General features: G+C 72.6%; 17 protein-coding genes. 10 read left to right on the forward strand and 7 right to left on the reverse strand.

The window, feature by feature from the left end; all coding sequences use genetic code 11:
* Nucleotides 1-18 precede the first annotated feature (18 nt).
* Together ACFWA7_RS26060 and ACFWA7_RS26065 are read left to right on the forward strand one after the other, a co-directional pair.
* On the forward strand, nt 19-1,776 hold the full coding sequence (locus ACFWA7_RS26060; RefSeq protein ID WP_385548409.1) for an ABC transporter ATP-binding protein: 1,758 nt from the start codon (nt 19-21) through the stop codon (nt 1,774-1,776).
* A gap of 131 nt (nt 1,777-1,907) precedes the next feature.
* Complete coding sequence (locus tag ACFWA7_RS26065) at nt 1,908-3,005, forward strand: S1C family serine protease (RefSeq protein ID WP_385825467.1); 1,098 nt, start codon at nt 1,908-1,910, stop codon at nt 3,003-3,005.
* A gap of 96 nt (nt 3,006-3,101) precedes the next feature.
* Here ACFWA7_RS26065 and ACFWA7_RS26070 read toward each other — a convergent pair whose 3' ends face one another.
* The gene (locus tag ACFWA7_RS26070; protein ID WP_385548415.1) at nt 3,102-3,311 is read right to left on the reverse strand and encodes a hypothetical protein; all 210 of its coding nucleotides are present in this window, start codon (nt 3,309-3,311) and stop codon (nt 3,102-3,104) included.
* Nucleotides 3,312-3,390: 79 nt separating this feature from the next.
* Here ACFWA7_RS26070 and ACFWA7_RS26075 point away from each other — a divergent pair, with 79 nt between their 5' ends.
* From ACFWA7_RS26075 to ACFWA7_RS26090, 4 genes are all read left to right on the forward strand, one after another.
* Nucleotides 3,391-4,581, forward strand: coding sequence for a bifunctional adenosylcobinamide kinase/adenosylcobinamide-phosphate guanylyltransferase (locus tag ACFWA7_RS26075; RefSeq protein WP_385825469.1), 1,191 nt, complete (start codon nt 3,391-3,393; stop codon nt 4,579-4,581).
* 64 nt (nt 4,582-4,645) lie between these two features.
* Nucleotides 4,646-5,719: a nicotinate-nucleotide--dimethylbenzimidazole phosphoribosyltransferase gene (gene cobT / locus ACFWA7_RS26080; protein ID WP_385548420.1), complete on the forward strand. Its 1,074-nt coding sequence runs from the start codon at nt 4,646-4,648 to the stop codon at nt 5,717-5,719.
* 84 nt (nt 5,720-5,803) lie between these two features.
* On the forward strand, nt 5,804-7,570 hold the full coding sequence (locus tag ACFWA7_RS26085) for a phosphatidylglycerol lysyltransferase domain-containing protein (RefSeq protein WP_385548423.1): 1,767 nt from the start codon (nt 5,804-5,806) through the stop codon (nt 7,568-7,570).
* Nucleotides 7,567-8,310, forward strand: coding sequence for a hypothetical protein (locus tag ACFWA7_RS26090; RefSeq protein WP_385825471.1), 744 nt, complete (start codon nt 7,567-7,569; stop codon nt 8,308-8,310). Before ACFWA7_RS26085 ends, ACFWA7_RS26090 begins: the two co-directional genes overlap by 4 nt.
* Here the strand turns inward: ACFWA7_RS26090 and ACFWA7_RS26095 are convergent.
* Nucleotides 8,259-9,011, reverse strand: a complete 753-nt coding sequence (locus ACFWA7_RS26095) for a hypothetical protein (RefSeq protein WP_385548429.1) — start codon at nt 9,009-9,011, stop codon at nt 8,259-8,261. The genes ACFWA7_RS26090 and ACFWA7_RS26095 overlap by 52 nt on opposite strands.
* Nucleotides 9,012-9,101: 90 nt before the next feature.
* On the opposite strand from ACFWA7_RS26095, the gene ACFWA7_RS26100 reads away from it, so the two are divergent.
* Nucleotides 9,102-9,875 (forward strand): adenosylcobinamide-GDP ribazoletransferase, encoded by a 774-nt coding sequence (locus ACFWA7_RS26100; RefSeq protein ID WP_385825479.1) that lies wholly within the window; start codon nt 9,102-9,104, stop codon nt 9,873-9,875.
* 170 nt (nt 9,876-10,045) lie between these two features.
* Here the strand turns inward: ACFWA7_RS26100 and ACFWA7_RS26105 are convergent, their stop codons facing one another.
* The 5 genes from ACFWA7_RS26105 to ACFWA7_RS26125 form a co-directional block, all read right to left on the reverse strand.
* Complete coding sequence (locus tag ACFWA7_RS26105) at nt 10,046-10,927, reverse strand: endo alpha-1,4 polygalactosaminidase (protein WP_385825473.1); 882 nt, start codon at nt 10,925-10,927, stop codon at nt 10,046-10,048.
* On the reverse strand, nt 10,924-11,595 hold the full coding sequence (locus ACFWA7_RS26110) for a spherulation-specific family 4 protein (protein WP_385549712.1): 672 nt from the start codon (nt 11,593-11,595) through the stop codon (nt 10,924-10,926). The genes ACFWA7_RS26105 and ACFWA7_RS26110 overlap by 4 nt, the downstream gene beginning before the upstream one ends.
* Nucleotides 11,596-11,684: 89 nt before the next feature.
* The gene (locus ACFWA7_RS26115) at nt 11,685-13,139 is read right to left on the reverse strand and encodes a hypothetical protein (protein ID WP_385825475.1); all 1,455 of its coding nucleotides are present in this window, start codon (nt 13,137-13,139) and stop codon (nt 11,685-11,687) included.
* Nucleotides 13,136-14,689, reverse strand: a complete 1,554-nt coding sequence (gene pelF / locus ACFWA7_RS26120; protein WP_385549700.1) for a GT4 family glycosyltransferase PelF — start codon at nt 14,687-14,689, stop codon at nt 13,136-13,138. Before pelF ends, ACFWA7_RS26115 begins: the two co-directional genes overlap by 4 nt.
* A 37-nt stretch (nt 14,690-14,726) precedes the next feature.
* Nucleotides 14,727-16,739, reverse strand: a complete 2,013-nt coding sequence (locus tag ACFWA7_RS26125; protein WP_385549697.1) for a hypothetical protein — start codon at nt 16,737-16,739, stop codon at nt 14,727-14,729.
* Between the two features lie 316 nt (nt 16,740-17,055).
* Between ACFWA7_RS26125 and ACFWA7_RS26130 the strand changes: the two genes are divergently transcribed.
* The 3 genes from ACFWA7_RS26130 to ACFWA7_RS26140 form a co-directional block, all read left to right on the forward strand.
* Nucleotides 17,056-18,576 carry a leucyl aminopeptidase gene (locus tag ACFWA7_RS26130; RefSeq protein ID WP_385549694.1) on the forward strand — a complete coding sequence of 507 codons (1,521 nt, stop codon included), beginning with the start codon at nt 17,056-17,058 and terminating at the stop codon, nt 18,574-18,576.
* Between the two features lie 301 nt (nt 18,577-18,877).
* Nucleotides 18,878-20,266: a dihydrolipoyl dehydrogenase gene (gene lpdA / locus ACFWA7_RS26135; RefSeq protein ID WP_385549691.1), complete on the forward strand. Its 1,389-nt coding sequence runs from the start codon at nt 18,878-18,880 to the stop codon at nt 20,264-20,266.
* 52 nt (nt 20,267-20,318) lie between these two features.
* Nucleotides 20,319-20,632 (forward strand): biotin/lipoyl-containing protein (locus ACFWA7_RS26140; RefSeq protein ID WP_385825477.1); only part of this gene is annotated, 314 nt, incomplete at its 3' end.

A 20,632-nucleotide genomic window follows, 5' to 3' on the forward strand; every position in this document is an offset into this window, starting at 1 on the left:
TTTTCGCGTCCTACCGGTGTGACCACTGACGACACGAGCTCCAAGCTGCCCGCCCGGGAGACCTGGCGGGCGCTCTACCGCCACTTCCGGCCGCACCGCGCCACCGTCGCTCTCGGGGCGCTGCTGACCCTGGCGGGCGCGGCCACCGGGCTCGCCCAGCCGCTGGCCGCCAAGGCCCTGGTGGACCGGCTCGGCGGGGACGAACCGATCGCGGGGGTGCTCGTCCTGCTCACCGCGCTCGTGGTGGTGGGCACGGTGGTCGAGTCGTTCGGGGCGTACGTCCTGGAGCGCACCGCCGAGTCCGTGGTCCTCTCCGCCCGGCGCACCCTGATCGGCCGGCTGCTGCGGCTGCGGCTGCCCGAGGTCGAGCGGCTGCCCCCGGGCGATCTGATGTCCCGGGTGACCTCCGACACCACCCTGCTGCGGGCGGTCACCACCCAGTCCGTGGTCTCGGCCGCCACCGGCGGGCTCACCTTCCTCGCGACGATCGCAATGATGGCGTACATGGACGCGGTCCTCCTCGGCGTCACACTCGGCGTGATCGTCCTGATCGGCTCGGCGGTGGCGATGGTGATGCCGCAGATCTCCCGGGCGACCGCGCGGGCGCAGGCGTCGGTGGCCGAGATATCCACCGTCCTGGAGCGGGCGTTCGGCGCCTTCCGCACCCTCAAGGCCTCCGGCGCCGAGGAGCGCGAGACGGCGGTGGTGGACGCGGCGGCCGAGGAGGCCTGGCGGCACGGGGTGCGCTCGGCCAAGTGGCAGTCGGTGGCCGGGACTTCGGTCGGCCTCGCCGTGCAGGTGTCGTTCCTCGCGGTGCTCGGCATCGGCGGCGCGCGGGTCGCCTCGGGCGCGATCTCCGTGTCGACGCTCGTCGCGTTCCTGCTGTTCCTGTTCTATCTGATCGACCCGGTGTCCAGGCTGGTGCAGGCGGCCACGCAGTACCAGGTGGGCTCGGCCGCGATCGCCCGGATCGAGGAGGCCGAGCGCCTGGAGACCGAGGAGCAGGCGCCCGCCGCCGCGTCCCCGCCGCGCACCGGGCCCGCCTCGGTGGTGTTCGACGAGGTGACCTTCCGCTACCGCGACGACCTTCCGTACGTCCACCACGGGGTCTCCTTCACGGTGCCCGGCGCCGGGATGACCGCGTTCGTGGGGCCCTCGGGCGCGGGCAAGACGACCGTGTTCGGCCTGGTCGAGCGGTTCTACGAGGCGACCGGCGGGCGGATCCTGATCGACGGCCGGGATGTGCGCGACTGGCCGCTGGCCGAGCTGCGCGCCACCATCGGCTATGTCGAGCAGGACTCCCCCGTGCTGGCCGGGACCGTCCGCGAGAACCTGGTCTTCGGCGCCCCGGACGCCACGGACGCGGAGATCGCCGACGTTCTCGTACGGGCGAAGCTGGACGCGCTGGTGGAGCGGCTGCCGGACGGTCTGGACACCGTGGTCGGGCACCGGGGTTCGAAGCTGTCGGGCGGCGAGCGGCAGCGGGTGGCGATCGCGCGGGCGCTGCTGCGCAAGCCCCGGCTGCTGCTCCTGGACGAGGCGACCTCGCAGCTGGACGCGGTCAACGAGCTGGCGCTGCGGGACGTGGTGGCCGAGGCCGCCCGGGACACGACGGTCCTGGTGGTGGCGCACCGGCTGTCGACGGTGACGCTGGCGGACCGGATCGTGGTCATGGAGGCGGGCAAGGTACGGGCGGTGGGCACCCATGCCGAGCTGGTGGCCGGGGACCCGCTCTACGGGGAGCTGGCGGCGACACAGTTCCTGGCGACGGCGTGACCCGGCGGGCCTGCGGGCCGACCTGGCCGTACCGACCGGGTCGGCCGGCCCGACCGTCCCACCTGGCCGGCCCGACCTGATCGGACCGTCGTGGGAGGCCGTGCGCCGGGGCCGGGGCGATACTGCGGACCATGGATGGATCCGTGACCCGCGGCCGGGTTCACCGGCTGCTGCTCCCCGTGACGGCGGCCTTCGCCACCGTCGCCCTGCTGGCCGGCTGCTCCGGCTCCGGCGCGTCGCACTCCTCCCCGGCGCAGGTCAACGCGGCCGCGCCGAAGAAGGCCGAGGCGCCCGGCAGGGCGGACGGCCACGGACTGCAGGCCGACTACGAGCGGGTGATCAAGGACGTACTGCCGTCGGTCGTCCAGATCGACGCGGCCAACAGCCTGGGCTCCGGCATCGTCTACGACGCGCAGGGGCACATCGTCACCAACGCCCATGTGGTGGGCGGCGAGAAGACCTTCAAGGTCTCCACCGCCACCGGCGGCGGCGCGATCGGCGCCCGGCTCGTGGCGGCCTATCCCGAGCAGGACCTCGCGGTGATCAAGCTGGACTCGGTGCCGAACGGGCTGAAGCCGGCCAGGTTCGGCGACTCCGCGAAGGTGGCGATGGGCCAGATCGTGCTGGCCATGGGGTCGCCGCTCGGCCTGTCCAGCAGCGTCACCCAGGGCATCGTCTCCGCGACCGGCCGGACGGTCACCGAGAGCCGCGCGGGCGGCGGCACCGGCGCCACCATCGGCAACATGGTGCAGACGTCGGCGGCGATCAACCCCGGCAACAGCGGCGGCGCACTGGTCAACCTGGACAGCGAGATCATCGGCATCCCGACGCTGGCGGCGACCGACCCGGACATGGGCGGCAGCGCGGCCGCGGGCATCGGCTTCGCCATCCCGGCCTCGATGGTGAAGACGGTCACGGACCAGATCATCAGGAGCGGCAAGGTCACCGACTCCGGCCGGGCGGCCCTGGGCGTGACCGGACGTACCGTCGTCGACTCCCACTACCAGCCCGTGGGCGTCGCGGTCGTCGAGGTGAAGGGGGGCGGGGCGGCCGACAAGGCGGGGCTGCGGGCCGGGGACATCCTCACCCGGCTCGGGGACACCGACATCAGCACGATCACCTCGCTGTCGGAGGCGCTGGCCGCCGACAGGCCCGGCCAGACCGTCCAGGTGACCTATACGCGCGGCGGCTCGGTGAAGACCGCCCAGGTCACCCTCGGCGAGATCTGAGTCCACGCCCCCGGGCGGAGCGCCCCCGGCGCACGGCGGCGCCCGCGGACCGAAGAGGTCCGCGGGCGCCGCCCCGTGCCACCGTGCGTCCGCGCGTCAGGACGCGTCGGCCTGCAGGCTCATCGGGCCGTAGATCTTCCTGCCGTCGTCGAAGAGGTGCACCTGGTCGGCCCCGCCCTCCAGCAGGTCCTTCCAGACCTCACCGATCCAGGACTCCGCGTCGCCCTGGGTCGTGAACTCCTCCGGTGCCACCGCCGGCTCGACCTCCGTCCCGTCGGACTTCTCGAATCGCCACGTCCACGCCATGTGCGCCTCCCGGGTCACGTTGCTGCCCGCAGCGTAGCCGGGCGCGCACCGGGTGCGGCGACGCGGGAGGATCGTCTTCGTGGAACTGACTCTCCTCGGCACCGGAGCCCCCGACGGGCTGCCGCGCCCCGACTGTCCCTGCGCCGCGTGCGCCTCGGCCCGCGGCGACCAGGCGCGCGCCGCGACCGCTCTGCTCGTCGACGGCGCCCTGCTGCTCGATCTGACCCCCGGGGCGGCGCTGGCCGCCGCCCGGGCCGGACACTCGCTCACGGGCGTACGGCAGGTCCTGCTCACCCATCCGCACGACGGGCCCGCGGTGGAGCTGCCCCCCGGGCTCCCCTCGGCCGGGCGGGTGCCGGACGGCCGGGTCCTGACGCTGATCAGCGGGCACCGGGTGCGGGCCGTGCCGATGGACTCGCCGGGCACGGGGTACGAGGTGACCTCGCCGGAGGGCGAGCGGCTGCTGTATCTGCCGCCGGGGGGCGCGCCGTCGGGGCTGGCCGGCGCGTCGCCCCCGTACGACATGGTGGTCTGCGACGTCCTGGGGCGGCCGGACGCGCTGGCGCGGCTGCGGGCGGCGGGCGCCGTGGGGCCCGCCACCGATGTGGTGGCCGCGCACATCGACCACGACGTGCCGCCCGGCCGGGAGTTGGCCCGGCGGCTGGCGGCGGCCGGGGCGCGGGCGGTGCCGGACGGGACGACGCTGGTCGTCGGCGAGTACCACGCGGTGCCGGATCTGCCGCGCCGCACGCTGGTCCTCGGCGGCGCCCGCTCGGGCAAGTCGGTGGAGGCCGAGCGCCGTCTGGAGGCCTTCCCTGAGGTCGTGTACGTGGCGACGGGCGGCACCCGGGACGGCGACGCGGAGTGGGCGGCGCGGGTCGGGCTGCACCGCGACCGGCGGCCCGGCGCCTGGCGCACGGAGGAGACCTGCGACCTGGTGCCGCTCCTCGCCTCGGCCGGGCCCGCGCTGCTCGTGGACTGTCTGTCGCTGTGGCTCACCGACGCGATGGACCGGACCGGGGCGTGGTGGGAGGAGGAGAAGCTGCCGGCGGCGGTGCGGGAGCGGGTGGCCGAGCTGGTCGCGGCGGTCCGGGCGACCCCCAGGACCGTGGTGTTCGTCAGCAACGAGGTGGGCTCCGGGGTGGTGCCCGCGACGCGCGCCGGACGGATGTTCCGCGACGAGCTCGGCAGGCTCAACGCGGCGGTCGCGGGCGAGTGCGAACACGTGCTCCTGGTGGTCGCCGGGCAGCCTCTGGTGCTGCGCGGCTGAACCCGGGCCTGATCTTGCCGCACCACCCGTGGGGCACCCTTCAAGTGCCGGTACTGTTCAGCGAATGAGCAGGCTGAATCTCGACGACTTCTCCGATCTGATCGAACGCCCCGACAGCGGTGTGCGGCGTGACGCCGAGGAACGCCGGGAGCGGCTGACCGTGCCGTCCGGCTCCCTCGGCCGGCTCGACGAGCTGGGCGAGTGGCTGTCCGCCGCGCAGGGCACGGTTCCGGTCAAACCCATCGAGCACCCGCGCGTGATCCTCTTCGCCGGCGACCACGGCGTCGCCGAGCTGGGCGTCTCGGCCCGCCCGGCGGGCTCCGCGCACACCCTGGTGCGGTCGGTGCTCGACGGCGCGGGCCCCGTCTCCGTACTGGCCCGCCGCCTCGGCGCCCCCGTACGGATCGTCGACGCGGGACTGGACTGCGACCCGGGGCTGCTGCCCGAGGACGTCGTACGGCACCGGGTGCGGCGCGGCAGCGGGCGGATCGACATCGAGGACGCGCTGACCGTCGAGGAGGCCGAGGCGGCCGTACGCCTCGGGATGCGCATCGCCGACGAAGAGGCCGACTCCGGCACCGACTTGGCCGTGCTCGGCGACCTCAGCGTCGGCGGTACCACCGCCGCGGCCACCCTGATCGCGGCGCTCTGCGGCACCGACGCCTCCGTGGTCACGGGGCGTGGCGGGGCCGCGATCGACGACCTGGCGTGGATGCGCAAGTGCGCGGCGATCCGGGACGCGCTGCGCCGCGCGCGGCCGGTACTGGGCGACCAGCTGGAGCTGCTGGCGGCCGTCGGCGGCGCCGACCTTGCCGCGACCACCGGTTTTCTGCTTCAGTGCGCGGTGCGCCGAATGCCGGTCATCCTCGACGGGGTGGTCTCTTCGGCCTGCGCGCTCGTTGCCCAGCGGGCCGCCTTCCGGGCTCCGGACTGGTGGCTGGCCGGTCAGCTGAGCGGTGAACCGGCCCAGTCCAAGGCACTGGACCGGATGGCACTCAACCCTCTGCTCGATCACGGCGTCACTGTCGGTGAAGGAACCGGGGCCCTGCTCGCTCTCCCTCTCGTGCAGGCCGCCGCCGCCCTGGCCGCGGAGCTGCCCGAGCGCGCGGAGGCCGAGGGGGATCGCGCCGAAGAGTGAGCCGTGGCGCGGCCGGGCACCGCCCCGGCCGCGGCCGTGACCGCCATGAGGCGCGATGTCCGATGCCCCATATGATCGCGTTTCATGGGAGAAGTCCGCTTGACCACCGAAGGATTGAACCGGAGCACCGTCCGGTCGCGACGCAGTGCGGCATTCGCCGTCTGGTACCTGCGCGCCGTGACGTTCATCAACTTCCTGAGCGCCGTATGGGTTTCGCTGGGCCAGGACCTTCGACGTCACAACACGGACGAGTACTTCACGCCGTATCTGCTCGACGCCAGTTTCGCCTCGGGCGTGGTCACGCTCTTCCTCGCGGTCACCATGCGCCGCCGCAAGCGGGCCGCCTGGATCCTGAACATGGTGCTCAGCGGCCTGGTCCTGCTGCTGTACGCGTTCGTCATGGTCTTCCCCGACTTCCGGCAGTACGCGCAGAACTGGGTGTCCCTGGTCCTGACCGCCGCCTTCGTGCTCGCGCTGCTGTTCAGCCGGCGCGAGTTCTACGCGAAGGGCGACCGCTCCAACCCCCGGCTCGCGGCCGCCGTCGCGGGCGTCGGGCTGCTGGTCACCTCGCTTGTGGCCACGCTCCTGGTCACCGTCTCCAACACGTACGAGGGCAGCCAGCACTCCACGTTCCTGGGCCGCTGGCGTTACGGCGTGATGCGGCTCGTCTCGCTGGTGCCGGACGACCACGACATCACCGGGATCGACACCCCGGGCTGGGTCGACGTCTCCATCAACGTCCTGTCCACGCTGCTGCTCATCGCCGTGATCTACGCGGCCTTCCGCAACCGCAAGGCCGTCGACCCGCTCACCGTCGAGGACGAGGAGAAGCTGCGCGCGCTCCTGGACAAGCAGGGCGAGCGCGACTCGCTCGGCTACTTCGCGCTGCGCCGCGAGAAGAGCGTCATCTGGTCCCCCACCGGCAAGGCCGCCGTGGCCTACCGGGTGGTCGGCGGCGTCTCCCTGGCCTCCGGCGACCCGATCGGCGACCCCGAGGCATGGCCCGGCGCGATCGAGCCGTGGCTGGCCGAGGCGCGCGAGCACGGCTGGACCCCGGCGGTGATGGGCGCCAGCGAGGAGGCCGGCACCATCTACGCCCGGCACGGCCTGGACGCGCTGGAGCTCGGTGACGAGGCGCTCGTGGAGACCGCCGACTTCACCCTGGACGGCCGCGCCATGCGGACCGTGCGCCAGGCGTACAACCGGGTGAAGCGTGCCGGGTACGAGGTGAGGATCCGCCGTCACGCGGACATTCCTGCCGAAGAGATGAGTGAACTGCTGCGCAAGGCCGACGACTGGCGCGACGGCGCCACCGAGCGCGGTTTCTCGATGGCCCTGGGCCGTCTGGGGGACCCGGCGGACGGCCAGTGCGTGATGCTGGAGTGCACCGACGGCAACGGCGACCTGCGGGCCGTCCTGAGCTTCGTGCCGTGGGGGCCCAACGGCCTCTCCCTCGACCTGATGCGCCGCGACCGGGACTCCGAGAACGGCCTGATGGAGTTCATGGTCATCGAGCTCCTCCAGCGCGCCAAGGAGATCCGGACCACCCAGGTCTCGCTGAACTTCGCGATGTTCCGCTCCGTCTTCGAACGCGGCTCGAAGCTCGGCGCCGGTCCCGTGCTGAGGCTGTGGCGCTCGCTGCTCAGCTTCTTCTCCCGCTGGTGGCAGATCGAGTCGCTGTACCGGGCCAACGCCAAGTACCGCCCGATCTGGGAGCCCCGCTTCATGCTGTTCGAGAAGTCCGCCGACCTGCCGCGCATCGGTATCGCGGCCGCGCGCGCGGAAGGCTTCCTGGAGGCCCCCGGGCTGCCCAAGTGGCTGCACCGCAGGCACCTGGAGTCCCAGAGGTGAAAGTCCCCCTCTCCCTGACGGGCAACGGACCAGTACGTCGGTTCGCCCGGCGGGAGTGGGGGCCGCTCCACCTGGCCGTCCGCTACGCGCTCACCACCCAGCGCTGGCGGGCGGTCCCCATGACCCTCGGCGCGGTCGCGCTGACATCGTTGTTCCAGCTCGTCCAGAACCAGCCCCAAGGCTTCCGCCCGGTCCAGCTGATCGGCTCGGTCAAGGCCGAGGACGCGCTGTGGATCTCCCTCCTGCGCACCCCGCTCTCCCTCTTCGTCCCGGCCCTCGACCTGCCGGTCTGGGGCGCGCTCGGCCAGCTGCTGCTGGTCTTCGGGATCGCGGAGATCTGCATCGGCCGCCGCCACACCCTGCTCATCGCCTACGCCGCGACCCTGGCCGGGACGATGTACGCGCGCGTGGGCATCGCACTCGGCCCCGACGGCGCCCTGGGGCTGCCCGCCTCGGACGCCAAGATGGTCGACACCGGCCCCTCGGCCGCGGTGGTGGGGCTCGCGGTGTACGTGTGCTGGCGCTACCGGGCGTACTGGACGGCCGGGGTGGTGGTCGCGTCGATGGTCGGCGAGGTGCTGATCAAGGAAAACCTCGCGGGCAAGGAGCACATCGCGGCGATCATCGCGGTGGGCGTGCTGTGCTGGATCACCACGGTGCGCCAGAAGCGCCGCCGCGACCGGGCCGCTCAGGGGCGGCGCACCGGCAGCCTGTCCGGGGCACCGCCGATAAAGTCCTGAGCCCGGCGCCGCAGCCGCGTCCAGCGCCGGTCGTGCCGGTAGACCCGCATGGCCGACCGGGCGCGGGCCCGGGGCCGCTTGCGGTAGGCCCGGCGGGCCCACGGCGAGCCGGGCCGGGCGAGCCGGATCGCGCCGACGAGCGCCACGAACGGGATCAGCGTGCCCATGATGGCGAGCCGGAACTTGCCCTTGAAGAGCGCGATCAGCACGAAGCAGAAGTTGATCGAGACAGTGAGGATGAACGACGCCCGGTCGTGCTGTTCCTGCGCTGTCACGTCGTTGACGCCGAGCGGCGAGAACCCGCCGAGGGCGAGCAGCACCAGGGCGGCGGTCAGCACCACCACCTCCACGCTCTTGCGGCCCTGCTCGGTCCAGTAGACGTCGTCCAGGTGCAGGATCAGCGCGAACTCGTCGAGGACCAGGCCCGCGCCGACCCCGAAGACGACCGCGAAGACACAGGCGCCGGTCCCGTGCCGCCCGCTGCCGACCGCCCCGAACCCGCCCAGCACGGTGAGGATCACCCCGGGCACCACATGGTGGATGTGCATCCCGCCCGGCTTGATGTTGCGGAACGGGCCGCGCCCGGCCCGGATGAGCCGGGTGATCGTACGGGTGACGAGGAAGGTCAGCACGAACGACGCCAGGGCGAGCAGCATCGGAAGCTTGCCCGGCTCGACGAAGTTCCGGTTGAACCAGCTCATCCCCATCCGTTCTGTATTGGTGCAATACGCGCAATTTACCCCGATGGGGCCGGGGACGGCGCCCGGGATACCCTGCGGCCGATGAATCCCATGGACGGCATACGCTTCGCCTTCGGCACGCTCACCGCGCTCCCGGTACGGGTCACCCGCTGGGACCGCGAGGCGGCCCGGGCGGGGATGCTCTGGGCGCCGCTGGCGGGTCTGGTGATCGGCGCCTGCGCGGCGGCCGTCGGTGGGATCCTCCTGCTCCTCGACTCGGGCCCGCTGCTCGCCGCCGTCGCCACGGCCGCGGTCCCGGCCGCGCTCACCCGGGGCCTGCACCTGGACGGCCTGGCGGACGTGGCCGACGGCCTGGGCAGCGCGAAGCCGGCCGAGGACGCGCTGCGGATCATGAAGCAGTCGGACATCGGCCCGTTCGGCGTGCTCACCCTGGTCTTCGTGCTCCTGGGCCAAGTGGCCGTCCTCACCGAGCTGTACGCGGCGAGCTGGACCCGGGGCGCGGCGGCGGCCACGATCGCGGCCGTCACGGCCCGCCTGGCCCTCACCCTCACCTGCCGCCCCACCGTCCCCCCGGCCCGCCCGGACGGCCTGGGAGCGACGGTGGCGGGGGCGGTGCCGGTACGCCTGGCGGTACCGGTGGCGTTCACCGTGACGGCGGCCTGCGCGGCGATCGCGGGCGCGGGGCTGGGCCCCGGCGCGGCCGTGCACCACGCACTGGCGATGGCGGCGGCGCTGGGCGCGGCCCAGTTGCTCCTGGCCCACTGCGTACGCCGCTTCGGCGGGGTGACGGGGGATGTGTTCGGCGCGGTGGCGGAGACCGCCACGACGACAGCCCTGATCGTGTCGGCGCTGGGGGCACTCTAGGAGCTGCGGGCCGGTGGGGGGCTGGTCGCGCACTTCCCCGCGCCCCTGAGGTGGTCCGCCTCGGCCGGAGAACTCAGCTCAGCCACAGGCTTTCAGGGGCGCGGGGCTGTGCCGATATGCGGCCCCGCCGCGGGGCGCGACCAGGCCCCACCGGCCCGCAGCCGAATTCGCTAGCACGCCTTACGCCACGTACCCAGCTCCAGCTCCTTCTGCATGGAGCTCAATCGCAGCTTCCGCGCCACGGTGCAGAACTCCGCGGGCGCCTTCTCGTACTCGACATGGAACACCGCCTTCCCGGCGCGGGTGAACGCGCCGAGCGCGTCACACTCCCCGAACTGCGCGCACTGCTCGTTCACCGCGAAGTCGAAGTCCCCCACCAGCTCCGGAATCTGGTCGAGGTCGTTCTTCAGCCCGACCGCCAGCCCCCGGTCATGGGCGAGCCGTGCGACGAGCCGGTTGTACGCGAGCTGCTGCGTGGCCGTGAGAGGGAACCCGGTCTCGTTGTCGTAGCCGTCCATGTTGTCCGGCTCGACCGCGTCGAACCCCTTCTCCCGGCACATGTCGAACCGCTTGGCCATCAGCGGCCCCAACACGTCCGTGCGGCGGACGTCGAGCCAGCGCTCGCCCTTCCAGCCGTTGCTCTTGCCGAGCACCGACTTGGGGAACCGGCCGGCGTCGGGGCGGAAGTCCTCCCAGGCGCCGGTCGAGACGTAACAGATGACCTTGCGCCCGCGCCGGTGCAGATCGTCGGCCTGTGCCTTGGAGACGTTGAAGCCGTCGACGTCGTACACCGGCACGTCCACCGTCGGGTCGAGCTTCCCGGTGAGCTGCCACTGCCAGGCCAGGCCGGGCCGCGGCTGCCAGCGCGCGCCGCCGGCCGTCGGCGAGGGGGCGGAGGGGCTGGGGCGGGACGCGGTCGGGCCCGGCGCGGACGGGGTCGGCGCGGTGCTGGACTCGTCCGGCCCCGGCCTGGCGTCGTCGTCCGACGAGGACGAGGAGCACCCCGCAACCAGGAGCAGCAGCAGGACCAGCGCGAGCGGCAGGCGTCTCATCGGGCGGGCTCCAGGAGGTGCGGCAGGGTGCCCCACGGGTGCGGCGCGTCGCCCGGCACCGCGCAGTGCACGGAGGTGGTGGGCCGGGCGCCGGGCGGGGCCGCGTACACGAGGTGGCAGAAGCGTTCGGGCGGGTGTCCCAGGGTCCACGCCGGGGCGCGCACCTCGGGATAGGCCGCCCAGGTGCCCTCGAACGTGACGAGCAGGTCCGCGAGTTCGGCGTACCCGGCGTCGGGGTGGGCGCCGTGGTTGAGGACCAGGGTGCGGGCCCCGGCGGCGCGGGCGGCGACCGAGAGCCGCCGGTAGTGCGGCAGCAGCGCCGGGTCGGTGGCCGCCTGGTCGAGGAAGGCGCCGTCGGCCCCGTACCAGTCGCGGTGGCGCAGCAGGTCGCGTACGACGTCGGCGTGCGGGCGGCGGCCGTAGTCCGTGTCCGCGTAGCCGAGGACGGGGACGCCGGCCGTCCGCAGCCGGGCCGAGGCCTCGGCGAACGCCGGGTCGGGGGCCTCCCCCGCGCCGCTGGCCGGGTTGAGCACCACCCCGTACAGCAGGGGGGCCGCCGCGATCAGCGTCTCCCAGGCGTCGGGCCGGTCGGCCGGGTGGTCGTAGAACGGGACGAGGAGGTTCCGCCCCGGGGCGGAGGTGGGAGGTGCGGCGTGCTCGGCGTGCATGGTCTGCGTGGTTTCCGTCCTGATGCGCGCGGCCGCTGCGGGCCCCGCTCCATATGCGGTCATACCCGATGCGGTCGTCCCCGATGCGGTCATGCCCGGTGGGCCGTCGCCCTTCCCAGCAGCGCCCCCACAAGCCCGGCGAGCACCACCGCCGCCGCGCCCGCCACCACCGGCCCGACCGTGCGGGGGTGGCCCGCCCCGGTCGCCAGGGCGAGGACCTGCGCCCCGCCCGCCGTGCAGCACACGGCGGCGGCGCTGCGGACCGCCCCGAAGGACTGGAGCAGCAGCGCGGTCCACAGGACCATGCCGGTGAACAGCAGCCCGGTGAGGCGCAGTGCGCCCAGTTGGGGGGCGCCCGGCCACAGGAGCGTGCCGACGACGGTGAGGGCGAAGAGGATGGCGAGATAGCCGCTCAGACAGACCACGATGGTGAGCACGGTCGCCTTGCGGAAGCCGTACGCGGTGGTGCTCGCCCGCAGCCCGGCCAGGCTCTCGCTGCGGAAGCGGTACAGCAGCCACTCGGCGGGCCCCATGCTCAGGGTGAGCGCCACCGCCGAGGGCGCGGCCACGGCGGACCCGGCCCCGTCGGCGAACACGTCCCCGACGGCCGCGTAGAGCACCAGGACGCCGGTGCCCAGGCCGAACAGGGCATACGGGACGGAGGCGGCGAGCCCGGGGCCCGGCCGGTCGTCGGCCGCTGCCCCGTCGCCGCGGGCCGCGCCCGCCAGGGCCCGCCGGGCGAAGCCGGCCGCGGCGGCGAGCGAGAGCAGCAGCAGCCCGGTGCGCAGGGCCTCGGGCAGGTCGTACGGGACGGTGAGCGCGGCGCCCGCCGCCATCGGCAGCAGCGCGCACAGCAGGTCCCGCTCGCGCCCCATGGCGAGCAGCACGGTCGCCGCCGCCAGGTAGACGGCCTGCCCGGCGGCGAAGCCGGCCGCCGGCAGTTCGCCGGGCCCGCTCGCCGCCAGCGCCACCAGGGCGCTCAGCACGGCCCCCAGCGGCGCCCCGGTGCGCAGGGCGGCGGCCGCGGCGGGCCGGTCGCCGAGGCCCAGCCAGGAGTACGCGCGGTGCGAGAGGCCCTGGTTCCACACCCAGCCGGTGATGGCTCCGGCGAGCAGCGGGACCGTACCGGCGGGCAGGCCGAAGCCGTCCGGGCGTCCGGCGAGCAGCGGCGCCCCCAGGACGTACGCGAGGCCGGGCAGGGCGAAGACGAGGCCGCGCAGCAGACAGGCGGGCAGAACGGCGTGCCAGGGGTCGGCGGCCGGGCCCGCGGCGGGCGGGTAGCGGCGCTCCACGCGCGCGTAGAGGTCCTCGGCGAGCTCGAAGGAGTCGTGGCGGCCGTAGGTGGTGCGTATGTGGGTGTCGGTCATCCCGTCGGATTCGAGGATGGCCGCCACCTCGTCCGGGTGGACGGCGGCGGCTATCAACTCCTCCAGGCGGTCGGCCAGTTCGTCGATGGGGTCGGCGGCGGCGCCGTGCGGGCGCTGCCGCGGGATGAAGGGCAGGGTGTCCTGCCCCTCCTTGCCCAGCCAGAGCGAGCCGCTCACCAGACGGATCCGTCCGACGCCAGCTCCCGGTACCAGGGGTCGGCGAGTTCGAGCGTCCAGTCGTCCGACTCCCGCGGCACCTCGATGCGCTGCTCGGCGGCCGCCGCGTACCGCGGTACGGGCTCCGGGTCGCCGGCGAGCTCCAGATAGATCTGGCGGAACCCGTCGACGGACCGGTGCAGGGTGAACTGGTCGACGACCCGGCTGCGGGCCCGCGCGCCCAGTTCGGTGCGGTACGCGTCGTCACGCAGCAGCGCGAGCGTGGCCTCGGCCATCAGGGCGGGCTCGCGCGGCGGCACCACGAGACCGGCGTCCCCGACGGCCTCGCGCACCCCGCCCACGTCCGTGGACACCGTGGCGCGGCCGCAGGACATCGCCTCTATCAGCGAGAAGGGGAAGCCTTCACTGATGCTGGAGAGCATCACCACGCTCCCCGCCGCGTACGCGCCGGCCACATCGCTGACGCGGCCCTCGTAGCTGATGCCGTCGGCCACGCCGAGCTCGGCGGCGAGCTTCTCAAGGCGGGTGCGGTAGTCCTCGTTGCCCGCCGGGACGGGGCCGAACAGCCGCAGCCGCACCTCGGGCAGCTCGGCCCTGACCATGGCGTACGCCCGGATCAGGGTCTCCAGGTCCTTGATGGGGTCGACGCGGCCGCACCAGCTGAGGGTGGGCACCTCCGGGTCGGGTCCCGCGTGCGGGAAGAGGTTGGGGTCGACGCCGTTGTAGACCGTCCTGATGCGGTCCGCCGGCGCCCCGCCGCGCTCCTCCCAGCGGCGGTTGTACTGGTTGCACGGGGTGATGAGGTCGGCCTGGCGGTACCCCATCGAGTTGAGTTCGCGGTAGAAGCTGAGGATCACCGACTTCACCGGCCAGGTCTGCTCGCCCGTGCGGTAGCCGAGGTAGCGCTCGCGCAGATAGATGCCGTGTTCGGTGAGGAGAAAGGGCACACCGTCGAAGTGCTGGGCGGCGAGCGCGGGAAGGGTGGCGAGTCCGCTGCTGACCGCGTGCGCCACGCAGTCCTCCGGGAGCCGGGCGGACAGCGGGCGCAGCGCGTGTTCGAGGAGGTCGGTGGCGGTCAGGGCGTCGTGCACGGTGGGCCGGGCCGCGGCCGTCCGGAGGTGCGGCATGGTCCAGATCCACATCAGCGACCGCAGCGCGGCCTCCGAGCGCAGCGCCGCCGAGAGCCGCCCGGCCCGGGCCAGCCGCGCCAGGGCGTACAGCCCCTGGGTGAAGTCGCAGCCGGACTCCGGGTCGAGCATCGAGAGCAGGAACCGCTCATAGACGTCTATGAAACGGCGCCGCTCCTTGCCGAGAAGTGGCCGCCGCCGCCCCGGCGCCGGCCCCCACAGGGGGAACGCCGTGTGCCGGTACACGTTCGGCGGGAGCTCCCAGGTGACCGGCTCGCGGCCGCTGCCGGTGAGGGCCAGGACGTTGAAGTCCACCTCCGGCATACCGCGGACGAGCTGGTCGCACCAGGTGCTCACGCCCCCGTGGATGTGCGGATAGGTGCCTTCCGTGAGCATGGTGACATGACGGCCACTGCTCGGCATTGGTGTCCCCCCTGGACAGCGAATGTCAGTCGGCTGGTCAGGCCGGAAGCTTCAGCGTGATCGCCGCCTGCAGCGGTCCGGGTGAGGACCAGGCGGAGCGCTGACCCGCGTACGGCGTGCCGAACACGGTGGTACCGAGGAGCTGCTGCTGACGGGTGCCCTCGGGAGCGGTGACGGGTGCCACCACGCCCGACGGCCCCTGGACGGTCACGGTGGTGCCGACGCGGTACGCGGTGACCTTGCCGTCCGCGACCGCCTTGGCCCACGTGGACTGGCGGCCGAGTTCGGTGCCGATGTCCCGCTGGCGCAGGTTGACGACGGGCGCGCTGTCCGCGAACAGCCCACGGTAGTCGCCGAGGACCTTGTCGAGCACCGGGTAGAGGATCCGCTCCTCGGCGAGGTTGGACTGGTGGACGTAGTGCGGCCGCGGGTCGTTGCCGAGCACGTGGCGCAGCGCGGTGCCGGCCTCCTGGGGAACGATGTGGGACTGGTAGCCGGTGGCGGTGTCCAGCGGCGCGGGCAGGCAGGTGGACGTCGGGTTGTCCTCGCAGATCCCGCTGCCGCCGTCCGCCTTCGAGGTGTAGATCCAGTTGTACTCGTCGGTCATCTCGGCCGCCTTGCCGACGTTGTAGTACACGTTCATCGGGAAGCGCGGCACCGTGAGGGCCTTGCCGACCGGGCGCTGCTGCGGCTCGCGCGAGTTGTCGCTCCCGGCCCACTTGACCCCGGCGTCGAGGAGCCCGGCGGCCAGGTTGGGGTTGTCCTGGGGCTGCTGCGGCAGGGTCTTCAGGCCTGAGTGCTCACCGGTGACCAGCTCGGTGCGGTCGACCGGAAGGCCCTTCTGCACGCCCCACTGGTAGTTGTTGTTGATCTGGCCGGAAATATCGCTCCGGCTCACCCACTTGGTGCTGCCGTCGGCGTTCTTCGCGCAGGTCCACGGGACGGTGGTGGTGTCCTGGACGCAGCCGAGGAACTCGTGCGTGTAGGTGTGGTTCTCCCAGCGGAACTTGGCCTTGTCGGCGAGGAGCTGAGCGGTGAGCGCGTCGGTGCCGCCGTTCTCGGCCTTCCACTCCTCTCCGGAACCCGCGTTGTACAGCAGGTCGAGGGTGAAACCGCTGGTCTGCTCCCACTGGGCGGCGTACTGCGCGTCGGCCGCCGTCATCCGGATGTCGCTCGTCCGACCGCTCCCGCCGGCGCAGTCGAAGTCACCGGGCGTGCAGTTGAGCGTGGTGTCCCAACGGGCGTCCGGCGCGAAGACGTCGTCGACATGCACGGCAAAATAGTTGCGGCTCTGCCCGAGGTGTACGCCTTGAGTCAGCCATTCCACCATGCCGCGGGCAAGTACCTTGAACTGCTCCTGGTACTGGTTGTAGGCGAAGGTGACGACGAGTTCGCTGCGCCCGTCGTGGGTGTAGGACCCGACCAGGGAACCGCCGGTGGGCGCGGTGAGATAGCTGGTGTAGCCCTCCCGGGGGTGGCCCGCGTACCCGTAACTCTCCGACACCATGGCCGAGTTGTCCTCGAAGAGGACCGGCCCGTCGAGATAGCTGAACGGCCCGGCCTTGCCGTCCGCGGTGACCGCGGTCCTGGCGCCGTCCAGGACGCCCGCCCAACCGCCGTTCTGGTCGGTGTAGTCGAGCCCGACCTCGGGGTGGGCCCAGGTGTAGGCGTCGATCTGGCGGATGCCGAAGGTCTTCTCGTACGCCGCGAGCGCGGTCTGCTCGGGGGCGTCGGCCGCGCCGAACGGGATCTCGTTGGGGGCCACGACTCCCTGGAACTTGGCGCGGGGCCGCCCGCCGACCGTGTCGCTCAGGAACGCCGCGTCGATCGTCTGGCGCCCGGCGTCGTTCAGTTCCACCGTCTGGTACGGCAGCCCGATGCTCTGGAGCTGGGCCATCAGCGCGTCCACCGCGCTGCCCCCGTCATCCAGGACGAGCACCTTCAGGTCGATGCGCGCAGGAGTCGCCGTCGTGTCGGCCACGGCTGCGGGTATGCCCGCCGCCAGGACGCCGGCGGTGAGCAGTGCGACGGTGGTTCTGCCCGCGTTCAAGCGGTTCGCCTTCTTCAATGTTTCCCCCCTGATGGGGGCCCTTCCGTATGCACGCACATGGGAGGACCTGTGGAGATGATGCAAAGGAGCCCCGTGCGCCCTTGCCCGAACGGGCCGAGTGTGACCGAGCGCTCACAGTCTGGCGGGGAAACATTGAAGAGACACCACGGATGAGTGAATTGCCGCCGCCGTGATCGAAGCGCATCTGCGCGCGTACGCTCGTATCCGCGCCCAACTCGGCCGATTTACGATGCGCCGGGGCACAGCCGACCCATCCCTCGGCTCGAAAACTCAACGGAAGAGAGACTTCACCACCGTGACTGCTCTGACTCTCAGCACTGCCGGTGCCGCGACGCTGCGCGCCGACGCCGTGGTCGTCGGTTTCGCCAAGGGCACCGGGCCCAAGGCGGGTCCGGTCGTCGCGCCGGGCGCCGAGGCCGTGGACAAGGCGTTCGGCGGCAAGCTCGCCGGCGTTCTGGAGACCCTGGGCGCCTCCGGTGCCGAGGGCGAGGTGACCAAGCTGCCGTCGCCGTCCGGCCTGAAGGCGCCGGTCGTGCTGGCGGTCGGGCTCGGCACGGCCCCCGAGAAGGGCGAGGCGTTCGCCGCCGAGGTGCTGCGGTCCGCCGCCGGCGCCGCGGCCCGCGCGCTCACCGGCACCAAGAAGGCCGCGTTCGTCCTGCCCGTGGAGGCGGCCGAGGACGTGGCGGCCATCGCGGAGGGCGCGCTGCTCGGTGCGTACGCCTTCACCGCGTACCAGGACGGCGGCAAGAGCGCGAAGGCGCCACTGGCCGAAATCGCTTTGATCGGCGCCAAGCCGCGTGACAAGGCTCACAAGGCGGCCGCCGAGCGCGCCATCACGCTGGCCGAGGAGATCAACCGCGCCCGCGACCTGGTGAACACCCCGCCGAACGACCTCTACCCCGAATCCTTCGCCGCAGTCGCCACCGCGGCCGGCAAGGAGCACGGCGTCAAGGTCCAGGTGCTCGACGAGAAGGCACTCACCAAGGGCGGCTTCGGCGGCATCCTCGGCGTCGGCATCGGCTCCGCCAACGCGCCCCGCCTGGTGCGCATCGCCTACACCCACCCGGCCGCGGCCAAGTCCCTCGCCTATGTCGGCAAGGGCATCACCTACGACTCGGGCGGCATCTCGCTGAAGCCGGCCGGCCACAACGAGACGATGAAGTGCGACATGGCCGGCGCCGCCGCCGTCTTCGCCGCCGTCGTCACGGCCGCCCGCCTCGGCCTGAAGGTGAACGTCACCGGCTGGCTGGCGCTCGCCGAGAACATGCCGTCCGGCACCGCCACCCGCCCCGGTGACGTGCTGCGCATGTACAGCGGCAAGACCGTCGAGGTCCTCAACACCGACGCCGAGGGCCGGCTCGTGCTGGCCGACGCGCTGGCCAAGGCCTCCGAGGAGAACCCGGACGCGATCGTCGACGTGGCGACCCTGACCGGCGCCATGGTGATGGCGCTCGGCAACCGCACGTTCGGCGTCATGGCCAACGACGACGCCTTCCGCACCGCCGTCCACGAGACGGCCGAGGAGGCCGGCGAGCAGTCCTGGCCGATGCCGCTCCCCATCGAGCTGCGCAAGGGCATGGACTCCCCGACCGCCGACATCGCCAACATGGGCGAGCGGATGGGCGGCGGCCTGGTGGCCGGTCTGTTCCTGAAGGAGTTCGTGGGCGAGGGCATCACCTGGGCCCACCTGGACATCGCGGGCCCGGCCTACAACGAGGGCGGCCCCTTCGGCTACACCCCCAAGGGCGGCACCGGTTCCGCGGTCCGCACCCTGGTCCGCCTCGCCGAGCGCACCGCCGACGGCGAGCTCGGCTGACGCCGTGTGACACCGATGGCCTCGGGCATACGCCCGAGGCCGTTCGTGTTCACCCCGCGTACCTGTGGATTCCGCTCTGGACGAAATCCACGGGTACGCAGACGGTGATCGCCCTCCCGAGGGGGCGGTCGCCCGTCTCAGAGCCCGGCCCCGCGTCCCGCCTTCCGGCAACAAGTGCGAAGATGGGTTCTCGGCAGGACAGGGCCCCCACCACAGGGCCGACGAAGACAAGCGGCCGAACACCAGCCGCCGCCCGGTCATCGGTGACCGGTGCCCGGCGCACATGCATGGAGGACGTGACGTGGCGAACGACGCCAGCACCGTTTTCGACCTAGTGATCCTCGGCGGTGGCAGTGGCGGCTACGCCGCGGCCCTGCGCGGAGCGCAGCTGGGCCTGGACGTCGCACTGATCGAGAAGAACAAGCTCGGCGGCACCTGCCTGCACAACGGCTGCATCCCCACCAAGGCCCTGCTGCACGCCGGCGAGATCGCCGACCAGGCGCGCGAGGCCGAGCAGTTCGGTGTCAAGGCCACCTTCGAGGGCATCGACATCGCGGCCGTCCACAAGTACAAGGACGACGTGATCTCGGGCCTCTACAAGGGACTCCAGGGCCTGGTCGCCTCCCGCAAGGTGACGTACATCGAGGGTGAGGGCCGTCTGTCGTCGCCCACCTCGGTCGACGTCAACGGGCAGCGCGTCCAGGGCCGCCACGTCCTCCTGGCGACCGGCTCCGTGCCGAAGTCGCTGCCGGGCCTGGAGATCGACGGCAACCGCGTCATCTCCTCGGACCACGCGCTGACCCTGGACCGGGTCCCGCAGTCCGCGATCATCCTGGGCGGCGGCGTCATCGGCGTCGAGTTCGCCTCGGCGTGGAAGTCCTTCGGCACCGACGTCACCGTCATCGAGGGCCTCAAGCACCTCGTCCCGGCCGAGGACGAGAACTCCTCGAAGCTTCTTGAGCGCGCGTTCCGCAAGCGCGGCATCAAGTTCAACCTGGGCACCTTCTTCCAGAAGGCCGAGTACACCCAGAACGGTGTCAAGGTCACGCTGGCCGACGGCAAGGAGTTCGAGGCCGAGGTCCTCCTCGTCGCCATCGGCCGCGGCCCGGTCTCGCAGGGCCTCGGTTACGAGGAGCAGGGCGTCGCGATGGACCGCGGCTACGTGCTCGTCGACGAGTACATGCGCACCAACGTGCCCACCGTCTCCGCGGTCGGCGACCTCGTCCCGACCCTCCAGCTCGCGCACGTCGGCTTCGCCGAGGGCATCCTGGTGGCGGAGCGTCTGGCCGGTCTCAAGACCGTCCCGATCGACTACGACGGTGTGCCGCGCGTGACGTACTGCCACCCCGAGGTCGCCTCGGTCGGCATCTCCGAGGCCAAGGCCAAGGAGATCTACGGTGCGGACAAGGTCGTCGCTCTGAAGTACAACCTCGCGGGCAACGGCAAGAGCAAGATCCTCAAGACCGCGGGCGAGATCAAGCTCGTCCAGGTCAAGGACGGTGCCGTGGTCGGCGTCCACATGGTCGGTGACCGTATGGGCGAGCAGGTCGGCGAGGCCCAGCTGATCTACAACTGGGAGGCTCTGCCGGCCGAGGTCGCGCAGCTCATCCACGCGCACCCGACGCAGAACGAGGCTCTCGGCGAGGCGCACCTGGCGCTGGCCGGCAAGCCGCTGCACTCGCACGACTGAGCCCCTCGGGCGCGACGACCACTTCCGCAATCTGTAAGGAGAAACTGAAACCATGTCGGTTTCCGTAACCCTTCCGGCGCTCGGCGAGAGCGTCACCGAGGGCACCGTCACCCGCTGGCTGAAGGCCGAGGGCGAGCGCGTCGAGGCCGACGAGCCGTTGCTCGAGGTCTCGACCGACAAGGTCGACACCGAGATCCCGGCCCCCGCCTCCGGCATCCTGGCCTCCATCAAGGTGGCCGAGGACGAGACCGTCGAGGTCGGCGCCGAGCTGGCGATCATCGACGACGGCACGGGCGCTCCGGCCCCGGCCGCCGCTCCGGCCGCCGAGCCCGCCGCCGCTCCCGCCCCGGCCCCCGTGGCCGAGGC

This window comes from Streptomyces sp. NPDC059994, from assembly GCF_042737755.1.
Lineage (GTDB): Bacteria > Actinomycetota > Actinomycetes > Streptomycetales > Streptomycetaceae > Streptomyces.